This is a genomic window from Echinicola rosea, assembly GCF_005281475.1.
GTDB lineage: Bacteria > Bacteroidota > Bacteroidia > Cytophagales > Cyclobacteriaceae > Echinicola > Echinicola rosea.
The window spans coordinates 3651169-3672473 of record NZ_CP040106.1; the positions used below are offsets into that span (position 1 = coordinate 3651169).

Consider the following 21305-nt stretch of genomic DNA (forward strand, 5'->3'; position numbering starts at 1 on the left):
TAGTTATGGAATCTGCAAAAAAATATGAAAAAGTAATATTAGAGTTATCTAAAGATGAAGCGATTGTTTTCCTCGAACGGGTATCGCGGTTTAATCAAGATGATAGAAGTGATTCGTTTCAAGACCAATCCGAAAAGCGAATTCTGTGGGATATAGAAGCGTGTTTGGAAAAAGAAGTTACTGAGACATTTAGTAGTAATTATTCCAAAATATTAGCAAGAGCACGGGAAGAAGTTAGAGATTGAAATGAAAAAAGGAAGCCAATTCAGCTTCCTTTTTCTTTAGCTGTTCCGGAGTTACAGTCCCGAGCCCAGATAGTAGGGATTTGTAATCCCCGTCCGGATACTTCGACTTTGCAAAGCAAGTTTTATAAAAAAGCCACTGATAAAGAGACGATCATTCATTTGACTCCCTTTATCAGTGGCTTTGTTTTTTTACTAGTAAAAATATCTTTTTTCACGTTTAAATTACGTAATTATGTATTTTTCAATAGTAAATTTTAATATTTATTAAATTTATCTTTTATTGTTTTGTTTCTATTTTTTTCTTGAATAAGAAATTGATGGAATGCAGCTCATAGAACCCATCATTGTTTGACCTTAAACTAATTTTACAATGAAAAAGCACCTATTACTCAGTGTATTGATTGTATTGGTCTATATGGCGGGATGCCAGACGGTCAATGAGGAAGAAATGGCCCCACAGTCCGTGGGCACGGCCCAAGAAATCCCGACGCAGCAAGCCGTACAGGTAAAGGACTGGTTTGAGCAGCATGAAGCTGAACTGAACCGGCAAAGTAAAAAGGGAAATGCCAATGCCCGGGAAGAAAATTCGGATGCTTTCTTTGCTCCGTTTATAGAGAAGTTGCCGGATTGGGGGGGACATGCACAGCTTTCGGTTTCCTGACGGGAGACAGGTCTATGAGGTGTCCCTGAAAAATCGGCAGTATGTCATCCCCCGACCGGTAAAGGAGGCGCTTGGAGAAGAGGACATTGATAAGAAGGTACTCCAGAACATGCTGTTCATCGAGCGGCAGGGCGGGGGCTATGATATCCTTATCGCCCGCTATTACCCGGCCAAGGAAGCCGACGTAAAGGCCTTTGACGAAATCAACTACGGTATGCTGGCAGATGGCTGGAGCGGAACGGTGGATGTATATGGGTATGGTGAAGAGCATGCGAATGGTTTCAAAATAGAAGATGGAAAGGTCTTACAAAAGTCCGAATACCAGATAATAAAGGATAACGCAAACGAATCGGAATCTTCATGGAGTAGTTGTACAGGTTACTGGATTGATTATCCATATCAATCACAACTATATTATGACCGAGGGGTTTTATATGGCGGTTTGGCTACTGGCCCACAATCTACGTATGTGCAATCGTGTTGGTTTCCAGCAACAGCTCCAGCACCCGGCCCCCCACCAAACGGTGGGGGTACTTCGGGACAAACTCCATCCTACGATAATATTTCGCAAATAGAAGATCAGTTGAAGAACCCATGCATGAATTCTTTTCATGATATTTGTTTTCCACAGCCGGGGGAGAGATATGAATTAGACAATAAATTAACCGATCCATGCGCTTTTGGGCTTTTTAACTATCTTAAAAATAATTTACCACAGTTGCCATCTGTACCGGATGAAGCTGATGATTTTGCACAAGCAATTCTTGATTTATTTGAATATTCAAATAAATTTAAATATACAATAACGAATAAAGATGTTGAAGGTAATTCTACAAGTTTTGCGGTGAAGAATAAGGATACAGGTAAGTATGAGATAACTACAACATTAAGTGATAATTATCTTGAAAGGGCAACTAAGCTTTCTATAGTTCGAACAATGATCCATGAGTCAATTCATGCTTATTTATCTTATGAACAATATACCAATACATTTGAGGATCCTTTTGCAGCTATCAGACAATATGGAATGAATCATGGTATTACAGATTCAGATGTGCTTCATCATGAATTTATGCCTGCGTATATTCATGCTGTGGCTACATCTCTAAGTAGGTGGGATAGTTCAGAAGGCGGTGGTGGTTTATCATGGGACTATTTTGAAGCAATGGCATGGGGAGGGTTAACACATCATGGAAAAGATGGTCCAATGACCGAAGCGTTTAAAGCCAATTTCCCCAATTCTTGGGAAAGAAATAAAATATTAGAAATTTTAGAAAATGAAGCAACTGGAAACCGGAAAGCAAAAGGTGATAAATGTAATTAATTTATTCCTTTTGATAGTATTAATGACAGCGTGTGCCACTTCCCCTTTGTTAATGAAAAATGAAACGAAGAATGACCTAGAGTACGAAGTGATCAAATTACTTTCACTTTCTGACAATGGATTGTTTTATAAGACATTGAAAGCTGATCACCCTAGTATTTATGGGATGATGGATTATAATATGATAAATGAAAATAACCGCAAGGAAAGTGTAATCACAGAGATGGACAGGTATTTGGATTTTGATACGATATTCAATGCATCGCAACGTATGGAGCTGGATCATAAATTGAAAAACTTAAAAAATGTCCACCTTGATAGGAAACAGTTGAAAATAAGTAAACTAAGGTATGAACACACTGGCACTGGGAGATTAGAAAGAATTACTTTTCCTATCTTCCAACAAGATTCAAAAGGAAATTTATATGCTTTTTTGTTTTACAGCTGGAGTACCCTGAAGCGGATGAATGGAGCTTCCTACATTTATATTTTCGTAAAACACAATAATAAATGGGAAAAGTTATCTACTGTCTTTGTTTCCATAACTTAACAGGAATGATAACAGGCTGAAGAAATGAAGATCTATTTAGCAATTCTTTTGGCTTGTTTTAGTTTATTTAGCTGCAAAGCACAACCTACAACCGTTCAGGATCTTTCGGACGATTTATCTTTGAATTGTAACATGGCCAATATCGATAGTGTTGTTTATTCATTTTATGGGCTCTATGATCGGAGTATTATGGTTCCCAGTGTTACCATCAGCCAGGGGCTGTGTATAAACCAACATCTCCTGAAGAGAATTTACAGCGTTATATCGAAAGTATTAAGGATCCAGAGGCAAAACGGAAAGCCCAGTTGGATTACCTCAAGACCCATGGAGGCAGGGATTTTGCTGAGGTGGTGGAGGAGCTGCTAAAAACCCCAGGGCTTACTGTTGGGGATGTAGATGAGATCAATAAACTTGTTAGTGATACTTATACTAATCTTATAAATGAGTATTTTAATGCAACATTGGGAGTAGTTGCTAGAACAGCCAAGCCCTTCATAGAATTGGCACTGTTCAATTCTGTTTCAGATATTGCGCTTAAAGGGCTGTCTGCAGTTTTAACTTCAAAATGGGGGACTGATCTCTTCAATGCCATAAAAAGTATAAAGGTACCTAAAATTACCCAGGTAACCTTTGAGACCATTTCCACCCGTAAAAAACTGATCGAATTCAGATTGGGATTGAAAAGGACTGAGTTTATGGCCAAAATGGAAAAAGCTACAGGGACAACATGGAAAGCCTTCTCACATCCTGAAATATTCAATCTACACTATAATGGGCTTAAATACACGAGAAGACCCTTTTCAAAATTTGCTGGAGCGACTGTGGATATTTACAAGAATGGAAAAAATATAGCAAAATACAGATTATTGGATTGAAAATATTATGGTAGACATTAAGCCGTTAAAGAAAATAAAGGGCAGAAGGATTAATGGTATTAGTGCACTGGCAGGTACGTTATATGAGAGTGGAAGATTTTGTCTGGAAGGCAAAATGGAGTGGCGTTTATGGAAGCAAGATATGGAACCTCTTCATCTTTCTTTATTGTATAACTGTAAAGAACTAGGAGTAGATGACACCTATGATTTAATTGTCAAGAGACTGCCATTAAAAAGAGACTATTTGAGTGAGTCAAAAGTTGGATCCATAAACCCGTTTGGTTTTCATTTACAGTTTGAAAGCGACCTTACTGTCAAGCATCTTTCACTATATCATTTTGTGGAAGAGAGTGTGGGTAAGGTGTATGAGAACAATATCCTGTTAAAATTCGAAGACGGTACTTCCCTCTTGGTACAGCCCCAGGGTTATATCCCGTTTATTAATTTTTATCGGGATGCATCCACAATCAAGAAGGAGCTTGAAGACGGAATAGAAACTGTTGTTTTCTAACAGGCAAGATTAGGGCATATTAAAGAAAAAGGAAGCCAATTCGGCTTCCTTTTTCTTTCTAAATCTAATATTAGAGGTTTATCAATTATACTTTTTCCTTGTCCACCAGTTGGCTTAACTGCTCCGCTATGGCAGCTTGGAGGCCTTCGACTTTGGTGAGGTCGGTATCCCAGAAATTGATGTTTTTAAGGACTTCGTTTGCCACTTGGTCGACATCATCACTTTCCCAGATCGTCTTGAAGTAATTGACGATTTCTTCATCATCCTGTACTGGGGTGGCTTCGCCATTATAGCTTCCTTTATAGAAAACCATCAGGGCAGCCAGCGAGCGGACCAAATTGGGTGGCAACTGGCCTTTTCGGTCCACATATTCCAAAAGAGAAGGCAATACCCTTACCTTAAACTTAGAGATGGAATTCAAGGCGATGCTACTCAAAAGGTGCTTTACAAATGGGTTCTTGAACCGATCCATCACGTCATTGGCAAACTGCTCCAGCTCTTCTTTGGGAAGGTCCAGCGTGGGGATGATTTCACCTTGGATGGTTTCGTTCAGGAATGGCCCGATCACTGGGTCTTCTACTGATTCCCTTACTGTTCTCAGCCCATGCAGGTAAGCTACGGGCACCAACGAAGTATGGGCGCCATTGAGGATTCTTACCTTTCTGGTCCTGTATGGGGATTGGTCTTTGACAAATTTCACGTCGAGTCCAGCTTCCTCAGCAGGAAATTCTGCTTTGACTGCATCTGGTCCTTCGATCACCCACAGGTGAAAAGGTTCGGCTTTTACCACCAAATTATCTTCGTACCCAATGTTTTCTTGAATTTCTTTAATGGTCTCCTTTGGAAATCCAGGGACGATACGGTCCACTAGGGTGTTGGAGAAGGTGTTGGCCTCATTGATCCATTGGATAAAGCCATTGGGTAGCTGCCATAGGGCTGCATATTGAAGGATGATCTCTTTTAGCTTGGCGCCATTTTTATCGATCAGTTCACAGGGGATGATGTGAAGCCCTTTGGCCTTGTCTCCATTAAAGGTGTCAAATCTTTTATAAAGGAGAGCGGTCAATTTACCCGGAAATGAACTGGGTAGTTTTTCTCGATCATCATCTGCTGGATTGTACGAAATACCTGCTTCCGTGGTATTGGATACCACAAAACGGAGATCTGGGTTTTCGGCCAGTTTCAGGTAAGCTTCATAGCTCTCATAAGGATTGACCACTCCTCTAACGCAGGTGATCAGGCGGGTTTCCTCTTTGGCCTCGCCTTTTTGGATGCCGCTGAGCTGCACATGGTACAGGCCTTCTTGGTCATTGATCATTTTACCCAATCCATGTTGGATGGGCTGTACCAACTGCACGTCGCCGTTAAAGTCAGTTTTTTCGTTCATGGTATCGATGATCCAGTCCACAAAGCCCCTTAGGAAGTTGCCCTCTCCAAATTGGAGGACTTTTATAGGTCTTTCGGTAATTCCATCGACAATTTGTCTGTTCAGTGTTTTCATGGTTTATCGAGAATTTCTATTGTTCAAATTCAAAATAATTTTTGGCATTGTAATAGCAAATGTCACTGACAATCTTACCCAGCCATTTCTCATCAGCAGGCAATTCGCCGTTTTCCACATCTTTGCCGATCAAGTTACAAAGTGTCCTGCGGAAATACTCGTGTCTGGGGAAGGAAAGGAAGCTTCTGGAGTCAGTAAGCATGCCTACAAAGCAACTCAGCAGTCCCATATTGGATAGGGCATTCATTTGCTTTTCCATGCCGTCCTTTTGGTCCAAGAACCACCAGCCCGAGCCAAATTGTACTTTTCCCCTTATGGAGCCATCATTGAAGTTGCCGATCATAGTGGCAAGGACTTCATTGTCTCGCGGGTTCAGGTTATAAAGGATCGTTTTGGTCAGCTGGTCCGTGCTGTCCAGTTGGTTGAGAAATTTGGCGATGGCTTCGGCTTGGCTGAAGTCGCCAATGGAATCAAATCCTGTATCGGGTCCCAAGATGCTGAGCATCCGTTCATTGGTATTTCTAAGGGCTCCCAAGTGATACTGTTGTGTCCAGCCTTTGGCGTGGTACATGTGGCTGAGGTGCAGCAAAGTCTCAAACTTGAAATACTGGGTTTCTTCTACGGTTAATGGTTTTTGCTCAGATAGTTTTTGGAAGAGGTCTTCAGCACTGTGTTGGCCCATTTTGAAGAAGTAAAGCTGTTCTAGGCCGTGGTCGGAGAGCCTTCCGCCGTGTTCGTGGAAGAACGCAATCCGATTTTCCAATGCTGCCAAGAGGTCTCCATATTTGCTGATGGTCACGCCGCTGGCTTCTTGGAGCTTTTCCAAATAGGCCATGTAATCGGCTGGATTTTCCACCGCATAGGCTTTGTCCGGTCTGAAGGCTGGAAAAAGGTTTGGCTGTATTCCATCTTTTTTTGCTTTCACATGGTATTCCAAGCTATCGGTAGGATCATCTGTAGAACAAACCGTTTCGACGTTCATTTGGCCCAAAAGCCCTCTGGTGTTGTGGGAGGATTGTTGGAGCATGTCCGTTGCTTTTTGGTAAATGTCATTTGCCGTATCCGGCCCCAGCAGTTCATCGATACCAAAATAGCGTTTTAGTTCTAAATGAGTCCAGTGGTAAAGTGGATTTCTCAAGGTATAAGGAACCGTTTCGGCCCACTTTTGGAATTTTTCCTGGTCAGTTGATCCTTTTCCTGTAATGTATTTTTCGTCAATACCCAAGGTTCTCATGGCGCGCCACTTGTAATGGTCTCCGGCGAGCCAGATCTCTGTAAGGTTTTTGAATGTCCTGTTTTCGGCGATGTCCTGTGGAGACAGGTGACAGTGGTAGTCTATGATAGGAAGTTCTTTTGCATAGTCATGGTAAAGAACCTGTGCAAATTCACTTTGCAATAGAAAATCTTCTGATAAGAAGGTTTTTTTAGTTTTGCGCAATCGATTGCTCACTTCGTCCAACATGTGCTTTTGTGTGTTTTATGTATTTTCAAAAGGTCTAATATTATTTTTCTATAGGTTGACTTACCTTCCGGGTAGAGGATTCCCGAATGATCAGGTCTGGCTTGAGCACGGTTTTTTGCGGAACGTACTTCTTTGGATCGGCTTTGAGAAGTTCGAAAAACAATTCTGCCGCCACATTTCCCATCGGAATACTTACCTGATCCACGGTGGTGAGGGAAGGAGTAGTGAAGGAGGTAAAAGGTTCATTTCCAAACCCAGCCAATCCAACTTCTTCAGGTACGCTGATCTCCTTCTCTTTGAGCATTTGCAAAGCTCCCATCGCGGCATAGTCACTTGAAGAAAAAATTGCATCAAACTCCAACCGCTCGTCGAGCATCTTCAGTACGGACTTCTGCCCGTCTTCCAATTGCATGTTGCTTTCTATTACCAGGTTTTTGTCAAACGGAATACCATTGTCTCGTAAGGCATCTGTATAACCTCTAAGCCTTTCACTGTAGATGTTGATTTTTCGGGGGTTGGTGAAGTGGGCAATTTTCTTGTAGCCATTCTCGATGAGATGTTCTACGGTTTTGTACGCTCCCAAATAATCATCAATGACTACTTGGTTAACTTCTACATCGTCAGTGATTCTATCAAACAATACCAAAGGAATGCTTTTTTCTACTATACGCTCCAGGTGTTCGAAATCTTCCGTGTTTTTACCGATCGACATGATGATGCCATCTACACGGGCGCTGAGAAGTGTGTCCACAATCTGAACTTCCTGCTCGAAGTTTTCGTACGATTGGCTGATGATCACTTTATAGTTAAGCTGATTGGCTATTTCTTCAATGCCCCTGACTACTGAAGAGAAGAAATTCCTATTGGCTGTGGGGACGATTATCCCGATCAGCCTGCTTCTGCCATTTCTGAGGGCTGCGGCAATATTGTTCGGTTGATAATTAATATCCTTCGCAGTTTTATTGACCAGCTTTTTGGTGGCATCACTTATCCTCGGGTGGTTATTCAGTGCACGAGAAACGGTACTGGCAGTAATGCCTAACTTAGAAGCTATATCATGAATCGTTGCCTTCTTTCTCTTATTCATTTTTTCTAAACAGGTTGCCAAAACCTCAAATGTAAGACAATTCTTTCAAATTATGGTAAATGTCTTATTTGGGCGCTAAATGCTTGTTTTGGCTTTTTTCGGTTATTAAGGGTTGTAGCTTTAGTCCGTATTTGTCCTAAAATATAATGTAATCGTTTGCGCAATATAGTTTTTTATTTGAATTCTAGCCAAGTAATGTCCAGAATATTTTTTTATGGGATAATGCTTGATTTGAAGTATAATGATGGTTTATAACCTTCAATCCTTACTTTTTGAAATTATTTTAGGGAATATTAAGGATAAAATTTTAATGTGTGAAAAAAAATAATTAAATATGCAATCGATTGCTCAATCTAACAGTTTGAAATGTGCGGTAATAGAACTTTACAGCCGGAGATGTTAGACGGCAACCTTGAATTTGTTTTGAATGTAATTAGTTTAGGGTTAATGATGTGAAATGTCCCCTTCGCTTGAGGGGGACTTTTCAACCGATCCAAAACGAAAGCATTGGCATAGACCAATTAACCAATAAAACCCAATAATGATGAATTACCTTATCGATAGAATGAACGCCTGGGCATTGCAAATTTTTAACCTGTTGCATCGTCATAAGATGACATGTAAGCCCGTACCTGTAAGAAGTGAGCACACTCATTATTTTTCTTGATCCAATGGAAAGTGTCCCTTGGGAAAACGTTGTTTTACTACCAAAGCTGATAATTTAACCTTTTGTCTTATGTTAAAGCTTAACAACCAAAAGCTACTGAACATACTTGTAATAGTGGCAGTCTTTACCCTTATTTCCTGTTCATCCAATAAATCTTCCGATACTGATGAGACGGTCCAGGTAAAAAATGAACAACAGCCATACTCCACTTGGATGGCAGATTCAGAAATCAAGTGAAATCCTGAAGGCTGGACCTTGGATTTCAATGAAAAACCCAAATGGGAATATACCCATGGGTTGGTCATGACGGCTATGGAGGAAGTGTATGATGAGACAAATGATCAAAAATACCTCGATTACATTGTGAACTTCGCAGACTTTATGGTCGAAAACGATGGTGCAATCAAGACTTATAAAAAAAGTGACTATAACATTGACCGGGTAAATGGAGGTAGGTTTCTGATTGGATTGTACGAGGAGACGAAAGTGGAAAAATATAAACTGGCCATCGACGAGCTTCGTGATCAGATGCGTGAGCATCCCAGGACTTCTGAAGGAGGATTTTGGCATAAAAAGCGCTATCCGCACCAAATGTGGCTGGATGGTCTCTACATGGGCTCTCCATTTCTGGCACGTTATGCAGCAGCATTTGATGAGCCGGCACTATTCGACGATGTGGCGAACCAAATTTTCCTAATGGACAAGTATGGTTACAGTGAGGAAACAGGATTGTACCACCATGCTTGGGACGAAAGCAAAGAACAAAAGTGGGCTGATCCAGAGACAGGCCTTTCTACGAACTACTGGGGAAGAAGTATAGGGTGGTTTAGCATGGCCGTGGTAGATGTACTGGATTACCTACCAGAAGATCATCCTAAAAGGGAAATGATCATTGGAGTAGCCCAGAAAATCGCTGCAGGCATCATTCGCTATCAAGATGAGACCGGTGTGTGGTACCAGGTGGTGGATCAAGGAGACCGTGAAGGGAATTATTTGGAGTCATCTTGTTCCAGTATGTTTACGTATTTTTTGCTGAAAGGAGTTAGGAAGGGTTACTTGGACCAAAAATACCTTGAACACGGTAAAAAGGCATACAAGGGATTATTAAATGAATTTATTAGGGAAGATGCCGATGGAGGAATCAGCATTACCAATGTCTGTGCCGTGGCCGGATTGGGAGGGGATCCGTACCGTGATGGATCTTACGAATATTATATCAGCGAGCCCCAAAGAGACAATGACCCTAAAGGGGTAGGACCTTTTATTCTGGCATCTTTACAAAATGAAGCGTTGTAGTAGGCAATACTGCTTAAAAATCATTATTTTCCATACACGCTTAAAATCAACATACAATAGACCGCAACCTTTGCCCTATGTCAAGAAATGCAATAGCCTACTTTAAGTACCCTTTCGTCCTGTTCTTTGTTTTGGTGTCTTCAGTGCTTATGGCACAGCAGTACGACATTACCGTAGCCAAGGATGGTTCGGGCGATTTTACCACGATCCAAGAAGCATTTAACAGCATTCCAGATTTCAGGAAATCTGTGACCCAAATTTACCTAAAACCAGGTAAATACAAAGAAAAGTTGACCTTGCCATCTACTAAGACAAATGTGCATTTGGTCGGCAAAGATCCCTCGGAAACCATTGTTACGTACGATGATTATGCCTCCAAGGAAAATAAATTCGGTGAGGAAATGGGCACTACTGGCTCCAGTTCTTTTTTTGTGTTTGGGGATGGTTTTTTGGCCAGAAACATTACTTTCGAAAATTCTTCTGGTCCTGTAGGTCAGGCGGTGGCAGTGAGGGTTGATGGTGATAAGGTGATTTTTGAAAACTGTCGGTTTTTGGGGTATCAGGATACGCTCTACCCCCATGGAAAAAGCAGTAGGCAGTATTATAAAAATTGCTATATCGAAGGCACAACGGACTTTATTTTCGGCTGGTCCACGGCGGTGTTTGACGAGTGCGAAATATACTCTAAGGACGGAGGAAGTTATATTACCGCAGCCTCTACAGAAAAGGAAACCCTGCATGGATTTGTATTCATCAAATGCAAACTGACCGGTGATGCTCCTGAGAAAAGTGTCTATCTCGGAAGGCCATGGCGGGATTATGCCCAGACGGTATTTATCAGCTGTGAAATGGGAGCACACATAAAACCAGAAGGATGGCACAATTGGGGAAAGCCCTCTGCTGAAGAAAATTGTTTCTATGCAGAGTTCCGCTCATATGGCCCTGGTGCTGCCCCGGATGACAGGGTCATGTGGTCTTGGCAGCTTACTCCAGATATTGGAAAAGCCTATACTGTAGCCAATGTACTGGGAGGCGAAGACAATTGGAATCCAACAGCATTTACTTCAGAATGAATAGGATAAAAATAGGCGTTTTCGGGGCTCCTTACCAATTTCAATAATAAATTCACTTATAACCAAAAATAACCCTTCATGAAACTATTAAGACCATTATTGGCCGGATTAGCTTTCGGCATGGGAACGACTGTGCCGGTAGTTGCCCAAGATAACAGTCCCTCATCCGTTTGGGTAGCAGACCAAGGAGATGGTACTTATATCAATCCCATCATTCATGCAGATTATTCGGATCCGGACCTCTGTCGGGTCGGCGATGATTTTTATATGACCGCTTCGAGTTTTAATGTGGCTCCGGGGCTGCCGATTCTGCATTCCAAGGATTTGGTGAATTGGGAGCTTGTGGGGCATGCACTGGACAGGCAGGTGCCCTTGGACCACTTTAGCAGCCCGCAGCATGGCGATGGTGTTTGGGCACCGGCAATCCGGTACCATGAGGGGGAATACTACATTTATTGGGGCGATCCTGATTTTGGTATCTATATGGTGAAAACCGATGACCCTACAGGTGAGTGGGAAGACCCTGTACTAGTGGAAGCCGGTAAAGGATTGATCGACCCTTGTCCCCTTTGGGACGAGGATGGCAAGGCCTACTTGTCGCACGCTTTTGCGGGAAGCCGTGCCGGGATCAAGAGTATCTTGGTCGTAAAACCGCTGAGTGCTGACGGTACTACCACCACCGGAACAGGTAAAATTGTCTTCGATGGCCATGAGGACCAGCCAACGGTTGAGGGCACGAAGTTTTATAAACGAAACGACTACTATTACATTTTTGCCCCGGCAGGCGGGGTATCCACGGGCTGGCAATTGATTCTCCGTTCCAAAAATCCCTATGGGCCTTATGAAGAGCATATCTCATTGGAACAAGGCGCTACGGATATCAATGGTCCCCACCAAGGTGGTTGGGTCAGCCTCGAAAGTGGTGAGGATTGGTTTGTACACTTCCAGGACAAGGAAGCTTATGGCCGTATCGTGCACATGCAGCCAATGACCTGGGAAAATGACTGGCCCACCATGGGGAAAGACGAAGATGGGGATGGTACCGGAGAACCAGTGATGCGCTATAAGAAACCCGATGTAGGCAAGACTTATCCAGTGGCCACCGTGGATGATTCGGATGAATTTGACGGGAACGAAATCGGTGTTCAGTGGCAGTGGCATGCAAATCCAAAAGCTACCTGGGCGTTTGCCAATCCGTCGAAAGGGATGCTCCGGCTGTACACAGACCAGCTTCCTGAAGATGCCGAAAACCTGTGGGCAGCATCAAACTTACTTTTGCAGAAGTTTCCTGCCGACGAATTCACCACTACCACCGAATTGACCTTTTACCCTAACGAAAAGTTGGAAAATGAAAAGGTAGGGTTTATAGTGATGGGGATGAGCTATGCCTATCTGGCGGTGGAAAGTGCGGAAGACGGGATCTATCTAAAATATGTGGAGTGCGATGATGCAGAGCATGGGCAGCCGGAGACGGAAACGGTGATCACAAAACTGACGGACAATACGGTACAATTACGGGTGACCGTGGAAGAAGGAGGGGTCTGCCAGTTTGCCTATAGCGAAGATGGCAAGCGGTTTACATCCATCGATGACAGTTTTACGGCGGTACCTGGAAAATGGATCGGTGCTAAAGTAGGCTTGTTTGCAGTACGTGAGGACAAGATCAACGATTCCGGCTATGCAGATGTGGACTGGTTCAGGTTTACGAAGTGATATCAGCATCTACAGATTATTTGATTTAAGGGCAATCGGCAGCTGTTATCAACACAATACCTGTTCTTGACTGGAATTCAATAAAACGCTATATCAAAGGAAGAAAGAGGTATTAGTTGCTCTTAACCAAAACCATTGAACTCAAAAACTATGAAAAAACCGTTTAAAAATATATTTCTTATCGTGGTTCTGACAGTATTTGCTGGATGGACGAAGGCCAGGCAAATAGTACCGGTTTCGGCAGATATCTATGAAGGAGTGGAAATAAACATGCCTAAAGTGCAGCTTCCATCGTTTCCAGACCGAACAGTTAATATCACGGATTTTGGAGCGAAGGGAGATGGTATAGTGAAAAATACCGATGCTTTTGCCAAGGCCATCGACGAAATAGCACAGGCTGGTGGCGGAAAGGTAGTCGTTCCCAGAGGGATTTGGCTTACTGGTCCCATCACCCTTAAGAGTAACACCAATCTGCACCTTGAAGATGGAGCATTGGTGCTCTTCAGTAGGGATTTTGATGATTATCCACTGATCAATACCAGCTTTGAAGGATTGAACACTGTTCGGTGTACTTCACCTATCAATGCCCTTGAAGCAGAAAATATCGCGATTACCGGTGCAGGGGTAATCGATGGAAATGGTAATGCTTGGCGGCCTGTGAAAAAAGGCAAAATGACTGCCGGTCAGTGGGACAAGCTAGTGAAGTCCGGAGGAGTACTATCCGATGATGAAAAGATGTGGTTTCCGACTGTCAAGTCAAAAAAAGGCTACACCAGCAGCAGTAATTTTAATGTCCCTGATTTGATCAGTGATGACGAGCTGGCCTCTGTGAAGGACTTTTTACGTCCAGTTATGGTAAGTTTGGTAAAGTGCAATAAAGTCCTTTTGGACGGCCCGACATTCCAAAATTCACCTGCTTGGAATATTCATCCTTTGATGAGTGAAAATGTGATTATTCGTAACCTTAATGTCCGTAATCCTTGGTACAGCCAAAACGGTGATGGATTGGACCTTGAATCCTGTAAAAACGCCTTAATTTATAATAATACCTTTGATGTGGGAGATGATGCCATCTGCTTTAAATCCGGTAAAAACAAAGACGGGCGGGACAGAGGAATGCCCACGGAAAATGTTATTGTGAAAAACAATACCGTTTACCATGCCCATGGAGGCTTTGTGGTAGGCAGCGAGATGTCTGGTGGTGTGAAAAACGTTCATGTTTCCCATTGTACCTTTATCGGCACAGACGTGGGGCTGAGGTTCAAAAGTACCCGTGGAAGGGGAGGAGTAGTGGAAAATATCCATATTTCTGATATTGATATGATCAATATCCCTACCGACGCGATCCGCTTTAACATGTTTTATGGAGGCAACTCACCTGTCCTAGAGGAAGACCAAGATGCAGAAGATGAAGCTAGGGATGAAACGATCGTACCCGTAACGGAAGAAACACCGGTCTTTAGGGACATTTTCATGAAAAATATTACCGTGATAGGTTCTAATACTGCCGCGTTTTTTATGGGACTGCCTGAGAAAAGCTTGGAGAATGTCCGTCTTGAAAATGCCATATTGGAAGCCGAAAAGGGTATTACAGTGATTGATACCGATGGTTTGGTGCTTGAGAATGTGGAAGTAAAAGCTGCGCATACCTCTGCTCTGACCATTTACAACAGCAAGAATGTTCAAGTTGCCGGATTTTCCTTTTCCGAGAATGGTAAAAGCCCCGTTCGTGTATTAGGGGAGCTGTCCTCATCCATACAACTAAACAAAGCTGATTTTTCAAATGCTAAAGATCAGGTGTCCACAGGGAAAGGATTACCTGCCAATGCACTAAAACTAAAATAAAAAGTGATGAAAAAACTCGGATTGATCATTCCCTTGATCCTAAGTGTAGGTTTTCTGCTTTCATTCATTCCAAAAGATGATGAAATCACGATTTTCATGATTGGCGATAGCACCATGGCCAATAAGCCATATGCCGGTAGTAATCCAGAAAAGGGTTGGGGGCAGGTTTTTGGTTTGTATTTTAAGGAAGGTGTGCGTGTGGATAATCATGCCCTTAATGGAAGAAGCACCAAGAGTTTTCGTGACGAGGGACATTGGGAAAAGGTCTATAAAGCAATTGAACCTGGTGACTATGTCATTATAGAATTTGGTCATAATGACCAAAAATCCAAGTCTCCTGAACGTTATGCCGCCCCAGATACAGATTATAGGGATAATTTGATCCGATATATTAAAGAAACCTATGAAAAAGGCGGTAAACCTGTATTGGCCACACCAATCTCCAGAAGGAGCTATGAAAACGGGACTTTAGTGGATACCCATGGTCGATACTCCGAAGTGGTAAGAGAAGTGGCAGAAGAATACAGTATTCCACTTTTTGATTTGCATAAAAAGACCGTTGAAGTGATCGAGCAGTTTGGGGAAGAAAAATCAAAGGAATTATTCCTGCATTATAAGCCGGGTGATTATGAGCGGTTCAAAAAGGGACAAGAAGATAATACCCACCTTAGCCCAACGGGAGCGTTCAAGGTATGTGACCTTGCAGTAGCTGAACTAAAAAGGGAGCTGCCCGAATTGGTGATGTTTCTGAAGGATTAGGTAGTAAGAATTGAGCAAGGGGCAGGAAAGAAGTAGTGAGTCTTGAGATATGAGTCTTGAGTCTTGACTTATCGAATTGCGTTTACCACCATAAAAAAATAATGATGTTCAATTTAAAATCGGTTTGGGTTATATGTTGTTTGTGTTGGATCGCCTCTTCTGTACCGGCCCAGCACGTCAACTCGTATCCCAAAGATGGTAAAGTACGTGACCTCAAGGGGAAAGTCCAAGAGGACATTGTGGTCGCTAAGGACGGTACTGGTGATTTTTTGTATATCGCTGATGCACTGGAAGCCATTAGGGTTTACTTGCCTAAACCCATTACCGTTTACATCAAAGAGGGTGTTTATAAGGAAAAACTGGAAATTCCCGGTACCATTACCAATGTGACCTTCAAAGGGGATGGCCCTGACAAAACCATCATTACCTATGATGACCATACCGGAAAGGATTATATGGATACCTTTGATAGCTATACCATGCTGGTGTGGGGCAATAGTTTGACCTTTAAGGACCTGACCATTCAGAATACCGCCGGGTCAGTGGGCCAAGCCGTAGCCTTGCATGCTGAGGGGGATCGATTGGTATTTGAGAATTGTCACTTCAAGGGAGACCAGGACACGATGTTTGCCTCAGGAGAAAATAGTCGTCAATACTATAAAGATTGCTATATCGAGGGGACCACGGATTTTATTTTTGGTTCGGCCACCGCATTATTTGAGGACTGCGAGATCCATAGCAAGTCCAATTCATACATTACGGCAGCCTCTACTCCGGAATGGGTCAAGTACGGGTATGTATTTAAGGACTGTAAGCTTACTGCTGCAGGAGAGGTGAATAGAGTGTATTTGGGGAGGCCTTGGCGGGATTTTGCCAAGACGGTATTTATCAATTGCGAAATGGGAGCGCATATTGTGCCTGAAGGATGGCACAATTGGGGAAGCAAACAGAAAGAGCAAACGACCTTTTATGGAGAATACGGCTCCACAGGTCTAGGAGGAGACGATTCAGGACGGGTGAGTTGGGCACATCAGCTTACGGGTGAAGAAGAAAAATTATATACCAAAGCGAATATTTTTGCTGGAAATACTGCTCAAAAAAGTGCTTATGACTTTCCTTGGTACGGTTATGAAATAGACAGTTCCTTTAATCTGGAAGATAGCTATTATAAATACAAAAAGGATTTTCCTGGAATCGAGCCAGTTTATAATACTCCAATAGAAGGAGTCTCTGATAACACGATCGCCTATAAGGATTTGGGATACAGGAGCCTGAAAATGGATGTTTTTTTTCCAGAAGGAAACCGGACCAAAAAGCTTCCCACTATCCTACTGGTGCACGGAGGCGGTTGGCGGTCGGGAGACCGTTCTCTTCAAGCCCCCATGGCCAAGGCTTTGGCCAAAAGAGGTTATGTGACAGCCGTGATGGATTATCGTTTGTCCCTGGAGGCTCCCTATCCTGCTGGAGTGCATGACGTTAAGGACGCCATTAAATGGATGAAGGCCCATGCTGAAAATTATGGTTTGGACACCAATAGAGTGGCCATAATGGGTGGATCCGCAGGAGGGCAGCTTGCCGCCTTGGTCGCCATGACCAATGGAAGACAGGAATATGAATCTCCTTCTTCTGACCAAGAGGCTTCTGCTAGCGTACATGCGCTGATCGATATGGATGGTGTCTTGGCATTTCACCATCCCGAATCTTCCGAAGGGGCTGTGGCCGCTCAGTGGTTGGGCGGGACATATGAAGAAGTCCCTGAAATTTGGGATGAAGCATCAGCCTTGCACCAAGTAGGAGATGGGGGCGTTCCTTCATTATTTATTAATAGCCAGTATCCCCGTTTTCATGCCGGTCAGGATGATATGATAAAAAAGCTGGACGAATTTGGGGTATATGCTGAAGTCCATGGATTCGAAGCTTGTCCCCATCCGTTTTGGTTGTTTAGGCCTTGGTTTGGTGATACGATAAATTATGTGGATTCCTTTTTACAGAAAGTTTGGTAAAGCCATTTTTTTGCTGGTTTTACGGAATCGATTCCGTAAAAGGTAATCGATTGCACATTATTGAATCGATTTAGTGAGGTTAAAGTTGTTGTTGATATCATCGATGGTAGTAAATGTTACATAAACTGTTGAATATAATTTTTTATATGGAAATAATAGATCCTAGTAAAATTTATTTGTAACTGTGAAAATTATTAATTAATATGCAATCGATTGCGCATATGTTGTGTAAGAACACGCATGTAAAGTCAATTGAATTAATAAACCCTTAATTAAAATAACCATGACAAATCCTCATGTATTCCCCTTCCCCGAGGTAAGATCAACGCGCTGTACGTCCCATTTTCTATTTAGGAATTACTTATTGCCAGTAGGCCATCGTTTACTGGAAATCATACATATTTATTAACAAAACCCAATCAATATCGAAATGATGTTTACCCAAAATCTTTCGGGTTTTACCCGATGCATCTCATTGCTATTGATACTGATGGTAATTGGTGTCATGGACCTGCAGGCCCAGACATTGGAGATTACCGGAGTTGTCAAAAGCTCAGAAGGTGAGACCATACCCGGTGTCACCGTTATGCTAAAAGGATCAGGTACAGGAACCAGCACCGACATGGATGGAGCCTATAAACTGACTGTTAACGACCCCAATGGAACCTTAATGTTTTCGTCCATTGGCATGATCAAACAGGAAATTCCGATCAATGGCCGTTCGTCCATAGATGTGACCATGGAAATGGACGTGGCTCAGCTGGACATGGTAGAGGTAGTGGACTACGGTTATGGAACGGTAAAAAAGACCGATATGACCGGATCCGTGGCGTCGATGTCCGGTAAAGAATTGGCCAAGATTCCCGTGGCCAGTGCAGCTCAGGCCATTACAGGCCGGCTTCCCGGTGTAAGGGTCTTGACCACCGATGGTTCGCCTGGAGCCGATGTAGTCATCCGTGTGCGGGGCGGTGGATCAGTTACCCAGGACAACTCCCCCCTTTACGTTGTGGATGGTTTTATCGTGGGAAGTATTCGCGACATTCCACCAACAGATATCGAGTCGATTACCGTACTAAAGGATGCGGCAGCAACGGCCATATATGGAGCCCAAGCCGCTAATGGTGTTATCGTAGTAACCACCAAAACCCCTAAGGCAGGCAAGACATCCATTTCCTATAACAATTTCTTCCAATGGAAGAGCCTTCCCAAGGATAGACGGTACAACGTCCTCGATGCTTATGAATTTACACTGGCCAATTATGAATATGCCAAGTTGCAGTCAGATGCAGCAGTGAGGAATTTCGAGAAGTTTTATGGGGTGTATGATGACTTGGAGCTTTATCAACAAAAGCCAACCACAGACTGGCAAGATGAGCTTTTTGGCGATCCAAAACTCAGCCAATACCATAACCTCAGCATCAGCGGTGGTACCGAGAAAACCAAATTTATGCTCAGCCTTACCAACAATACCGATGAAGGGTTGATGCTGAATTCGGGTTACAAGCGAAATGTGATCAATTTCAAATTGAACCATCAGTTGGCAGACCGCCTGACCATGGACGTAGGAGCAAGGGTGACCCACACGGTGATCGACGGTGCTGGTACCTCAGGGAATGCACAAATAAGCATTAAAGATGCCGTCCAAACGCGGCCCACTAATGGTATTGCGGATGAGCTTGATATCGATTTGAACCAAATCAATTCCGAGGATGATTTCCAGTCTTTTTTATTAAGCCTTGTAAGTCCTGTAGAATTGGCTAAACAAGATTGGCGCAAAAGGTCAGAATATGATTATGTCTTTAATGCAGGATTGACCTGGGAAATCATAGATGACCTTAATTTTAAATCAACTTTTAACGGCTCCCGGGACTTTAGGGAAGATTTAAGGTTCTATGGTCCCTTGACCGGCGAATCCTTCAATAATGGTAACAATATGCCGCTGGGCCAAAGGGATGACCGATCCACCTTTTCCTACCGTTGGTTAAACAGTGTTTCCTATAAGTTTGACAACTTGGGTACTGATCACGACCTTGATTTTCTTGTGGGGCAGGAAGTGTATTCTAGTGGTGGAAAAAGGAGTTTCCTTCGAGCAGAAGACTTTAGGCTGTCCATTACGCCGGAGGAATTGTTTGCCAATATGACTTTTGGCCGTGCAGACCGTCATGAAACCGAGGATTATACCAACTCAAATCGTTTTTCATTGTTTGGTAGGGCCAATTATCAATTTAAGGGTAAATATCTCTTTACAGCCACCGTAAGATCCGATGCATCAAGCAAATTTTCTGAGGAAAATCGGGTGGGTATCTTCCCGGCCGTGGCCTTGGGGTGGAAAATCTCCGAAGAGGATTTCTTAAAGGCTTCCTCTTGGGTTGATGAGCTGAAGTTGCGCTTAAGCTGGGGTGAAACAGGGAATGACAGGATCGAATCCACTGCCACACAGTTCCTGTTTAGCGCTTCCACAAACAGGGGGCCAGGCTTTGGAAATACCGATAATGTATTTTACCAACCATCCAGCAGCACGCTGTATAACCCAGACTTGAAATGGGAAACCACCATTACCAAAAATATCGGCTTGGATTTCACCTTGTTCAAAGCCAAAGTGGAAGGTAGTTTGGATTTTTATAGAAATGTCACTAGGGATTTGTTGCTTCAATCTGCCATCCCGCCAAACACGGGGTTTTCTACCCAATGGAACAATGTCGGAAGCACCTCAAACCAAGGGGTCGAACTGGGCATCAACGCCTTTATCATCGACAAGCCTGACTTCTCGCTTTCGGTAAACTTTAATACAGGGATTAACCAAGCGCGGGTAGAAGAGCTGGACGGCACCAATGAACGGTTCTTCCAGTCCAACTGGGCCAGTACGGACTTGAATAATATCAATGATTTTTACCTGCGTGTAGGAGGCAAGATCGGTGATGTGTATGGCTATGTGACGGACGGATACTATACCGAGGATGATTTTGAAGGCTATGATGCTACTGCGGGGGAATATATCCTGAAAGCAGATGTGCCAAATTCCACTTCTGTGGTCGGCAATACGAATATCAGACCGGGATTCCTGAAGCTCAAGGACCTCAATGAAGATGGGCAGATCGATGCGGATGACAGAAAGGTGATCGGCAACACTTTGCCTAAAAATCAAGGTGGTTTTGGGGTGAATGCCAGATGGAAAGGTTTTGATGCAGCTATCTTCTTCAATTACCAGTTTGGAAATGATGTTTACAATACTGGTAAGATCCAGTATAACCAATTTAGAAGGGTGACATACGGAAATATGCTGACCACCATGTCATCAGAAAACCGCTATACCTATTTGGATGTGGACGGAACTTACACCGGGACACCTGGTGAAATTGTTACCGATCTTGGGCAGCTAGAGGAAATGAACGCCGGTAAGAATATCTGGTCGCACAACAGTTATGGCATTGCTGGAGCCGTGATCCATTCTTGGGCCATTGAGGATGGTTCATTTATCAGGTTGAACAACCTAACGGTAGGCTATTCTTTACCTACTGAGTTGATTTCTCGGATTGGACTGTCCCAGTTTAGGGTTTACGCGACAGGAAACAACTTGAAGTTGTGGACGGATTACACTGGCTACGATCCAGAGGTAAGTACCAGCAGAAGCAGCAGTTATTCTGCGTTGACTCCAGGGGTAGATTATTCTTCTTTCCCAAGGAGCCGATCCTATACAGTAGGTGTTAATGTGACATTCTAAACACGAAACGTA

At 43.1% G+C, this 21305-nt stretch carries 16 protein-coding genes and 1 pseudogene; 14 read left to right on the forward strand and 3 right to left on the reverse strand.

Features of this window, described 5'->3' with window-relative positions; genetic code table 11:
• Positions 1-5: 5 nt before the first annotated feature.
• The 6 genes from FDP09_RS14580 to FDP09_RS14605 all read left to right on the forward strand — a co-directional run bounded on the left by FDP09_RS14580 (position 6) and on the right by FDP09_RS14605 (position 4166).
• Positions 6-245, forward strand: a complete 240-nt coding sequence (locus FDP09_RS14580; protein ID WP_137403370.1) for a hypothetical protein — start codon at positions 6-8, stop codon at positions 243-245.
• A 370-nt stretch (positions 246-615) separates the two neighbouring features.
• A complete protein-coding gene (locus tag FDP09_RS14585) occupies positions 616-906 on the forward strand; it encodes a hypothetical protein (RefSeq protein WP_137403371.1) in 291 nt (96 codons plus the stop codon).
• Positions 907-925: 19 nt separating this feature from the next.
• A complete protein-coding gene (locus FDP09_RS14590; protein WP_187328679.1) occupies positions 926-2230 on the forward strand; it encodes a hypothetical protein in 1305 nt (434 codons plus the stop codon).
• A complete protein-coding gene (locus FDP09_RS14595; RefSeq protein WP_137403373.1) occupies positions 2184-2780 on the forward strand; it encodes a hypothetical protein in 597 nt (198 codons plus the stop codon). The genes FDP09_RS14590 and FDP09_RS14595 overlap by 47 nt, the downstream gene beginning before the upstream one ends.
• Positions 2781-3001: 221 nt before the next feature.
• A complete protein-coding gene (locus FDP09_RS14600; protein ID WP_137403374.1) occupies positions 3002-3655 on the forward strand; it encodes a hypothetical protein in 654 nt (217 codons plus the stop codon).
• Positions 3656-3662: 7 nt separating this feature from the next.
• A complete protein-coding gene (locus FDP09_RS14605; protein WP_137403375.1) occupies positions 3663-4166 on the forward strand; it encodes a hypothetical protein in 504 nt (167 codons plus the stop codon).
• An 85-nt stretch (positions 4167-4251) separates the two neighbouring features.
• Here the strand turns inward: FDP09_RS14605 and FDP09_RS14610 are convergent, their stop codons facing one another.
• From FDP09_RS14610 to FDP09_RS14620, 3 genes are read right to left on the reverse strand one after another with little or no spacing between them, the layout of a single operon-like run.
• Positions 4252-5667: a tagaturonate reductase gene (locus tag FDP09_RS14610; protein WP_137403376.1), complete on the reverse strand. Its 1416-nt coding sequence runs from the start codon at positions 5665-5667 to the stop codon at positions 4252-4254.
• A 16-nt stretch (positions 5668-5683) separates the two neighbouring features.
• Positions 5684-7129, reverse strand: a complete 1446-nt coding sequence (uxaC, locus tag FDP09_RS14615; protein WP_137403377.1) for a glucuronate isomerase — start codon at positions 7127-7129, stop codon at positions 5684-5686.
• 40 nt (positions 7130-7169) lie between these two features.
• The gene (locus FDP09_RS14620) at positions 7170-8216 is read right to left on the reverse strand and encodes a LacI family DNA-binding transcriptional regulator (RefSeq protein ID WP_137403378.1); all 1047 of its coding nucleotides are present in this window, start codon (positions 8214-8216) and stop codon (positions 7170-7172) included.
• 736 nt (positions 8217-8952) lie between these two features.
• On the opposite strand from FDP09_RS14620, the gene FDP09_RS24035 reads away from it, so the two are divergent.
• The 8 genes and pseudogenes from FDP09_RS24035 (at position 8953) to FDP09_RS14655 (ending at position 21293) form a co-directional block, all read left to right on the forward strand.
• The gene (locus FDP09_RS24035; RefSeq protein ID WP_229683383.1) at positions 8953-9120 is read left to right on the forward strand and encodes a hypothetical protein; all 168 of its coding nucleotides are present in this window, start codon (positions 8953-8955) and stop codon (positions 9118-9120) included.
• A gap of 15 nt (positions 9121-9135) precedes the next feature.
• Positions 9136-10179: pseudogene (locus tag FDP09_RS14625) on the forward strand (glycoside hydrolase family 88/105 protein); the annotation flags it as partial.
• Positions 10180-10256: 77 nt separating this feature from the next.
• On the forward strand, positions 10257-11252 hold the full coding sequence (locus FDP09_RS14630; protein WP_137403379.1) for a pectinesterase family protein: 996 nt from the start codon (positions 10257-10259) through the stop codon (positions 11250-11252).
• Positions 11253-11330: 78 nt separating this feature from the next.
• Positions 11331-12965, forward strand: a complete 1635-nt coding sequence (locus FDP09_RS14635; protein WP_137403380.1) for a glycoside hydrolase family 43 protein — start codon at positions 11331-11333, stop codon at positions 12963-12965.
• A 150-nt stretch (positions 12966-13115) separates the two neighbouring features.
• The gene (locus FDP09_RS14640) at positions 13116-14810 is read left to right on the forward strand and encodes a glycoside hydrolase family 28 protein (RefSeq protein WP_137403381.1); all 1695 of its coding nucleotides are present in this window, start codon (positions 13116-13118) and stop codon (positions 14808-14810) included.
• 6 nt (positions 14811-14816) lie between these two features.
• The gene (locus tag FDP09_RS14645) at positions 14817-15569 is read left to right on the forward strand and encodes a rhamnogalacturonan acetylesterase (protein ID WP_137403382.1); all 753 of its coding nucleotides are present in this window, start codon (positions 14817-14819) and stop codon (positions 15567-15569) included.
• A gap of 101 nt (positions 15570-15670) precedes the next feature.
• Positions 15671-17572, forward strand: a complete 1902-nt coding sequence (locus FDP09_RS14650) for a pectinesterase family protein (RefSeq protein WP_229683381.1) — start codon at positions 15671-15673, stop codon at positions 17570-17572.
• A gap of 430 nt (positions 17573-18002) precedes the next feature.
• Positions 18003-21293 carry a SusC/RagA family TonB-linked outer membrane protein gene (locus FDP09_RS14655; RefSeq protein ID WP_137403383.1) on the forward strand — a complete coding sequence of 1097 codons (3291 nt, stop codon included), beginning with the start codon at positions 18003-18005 and terminating at the stop codon, positions 21291-21293.
• The last annotated feature ends 12 nt before the right edge of the window (positions 21294-21305 follow it).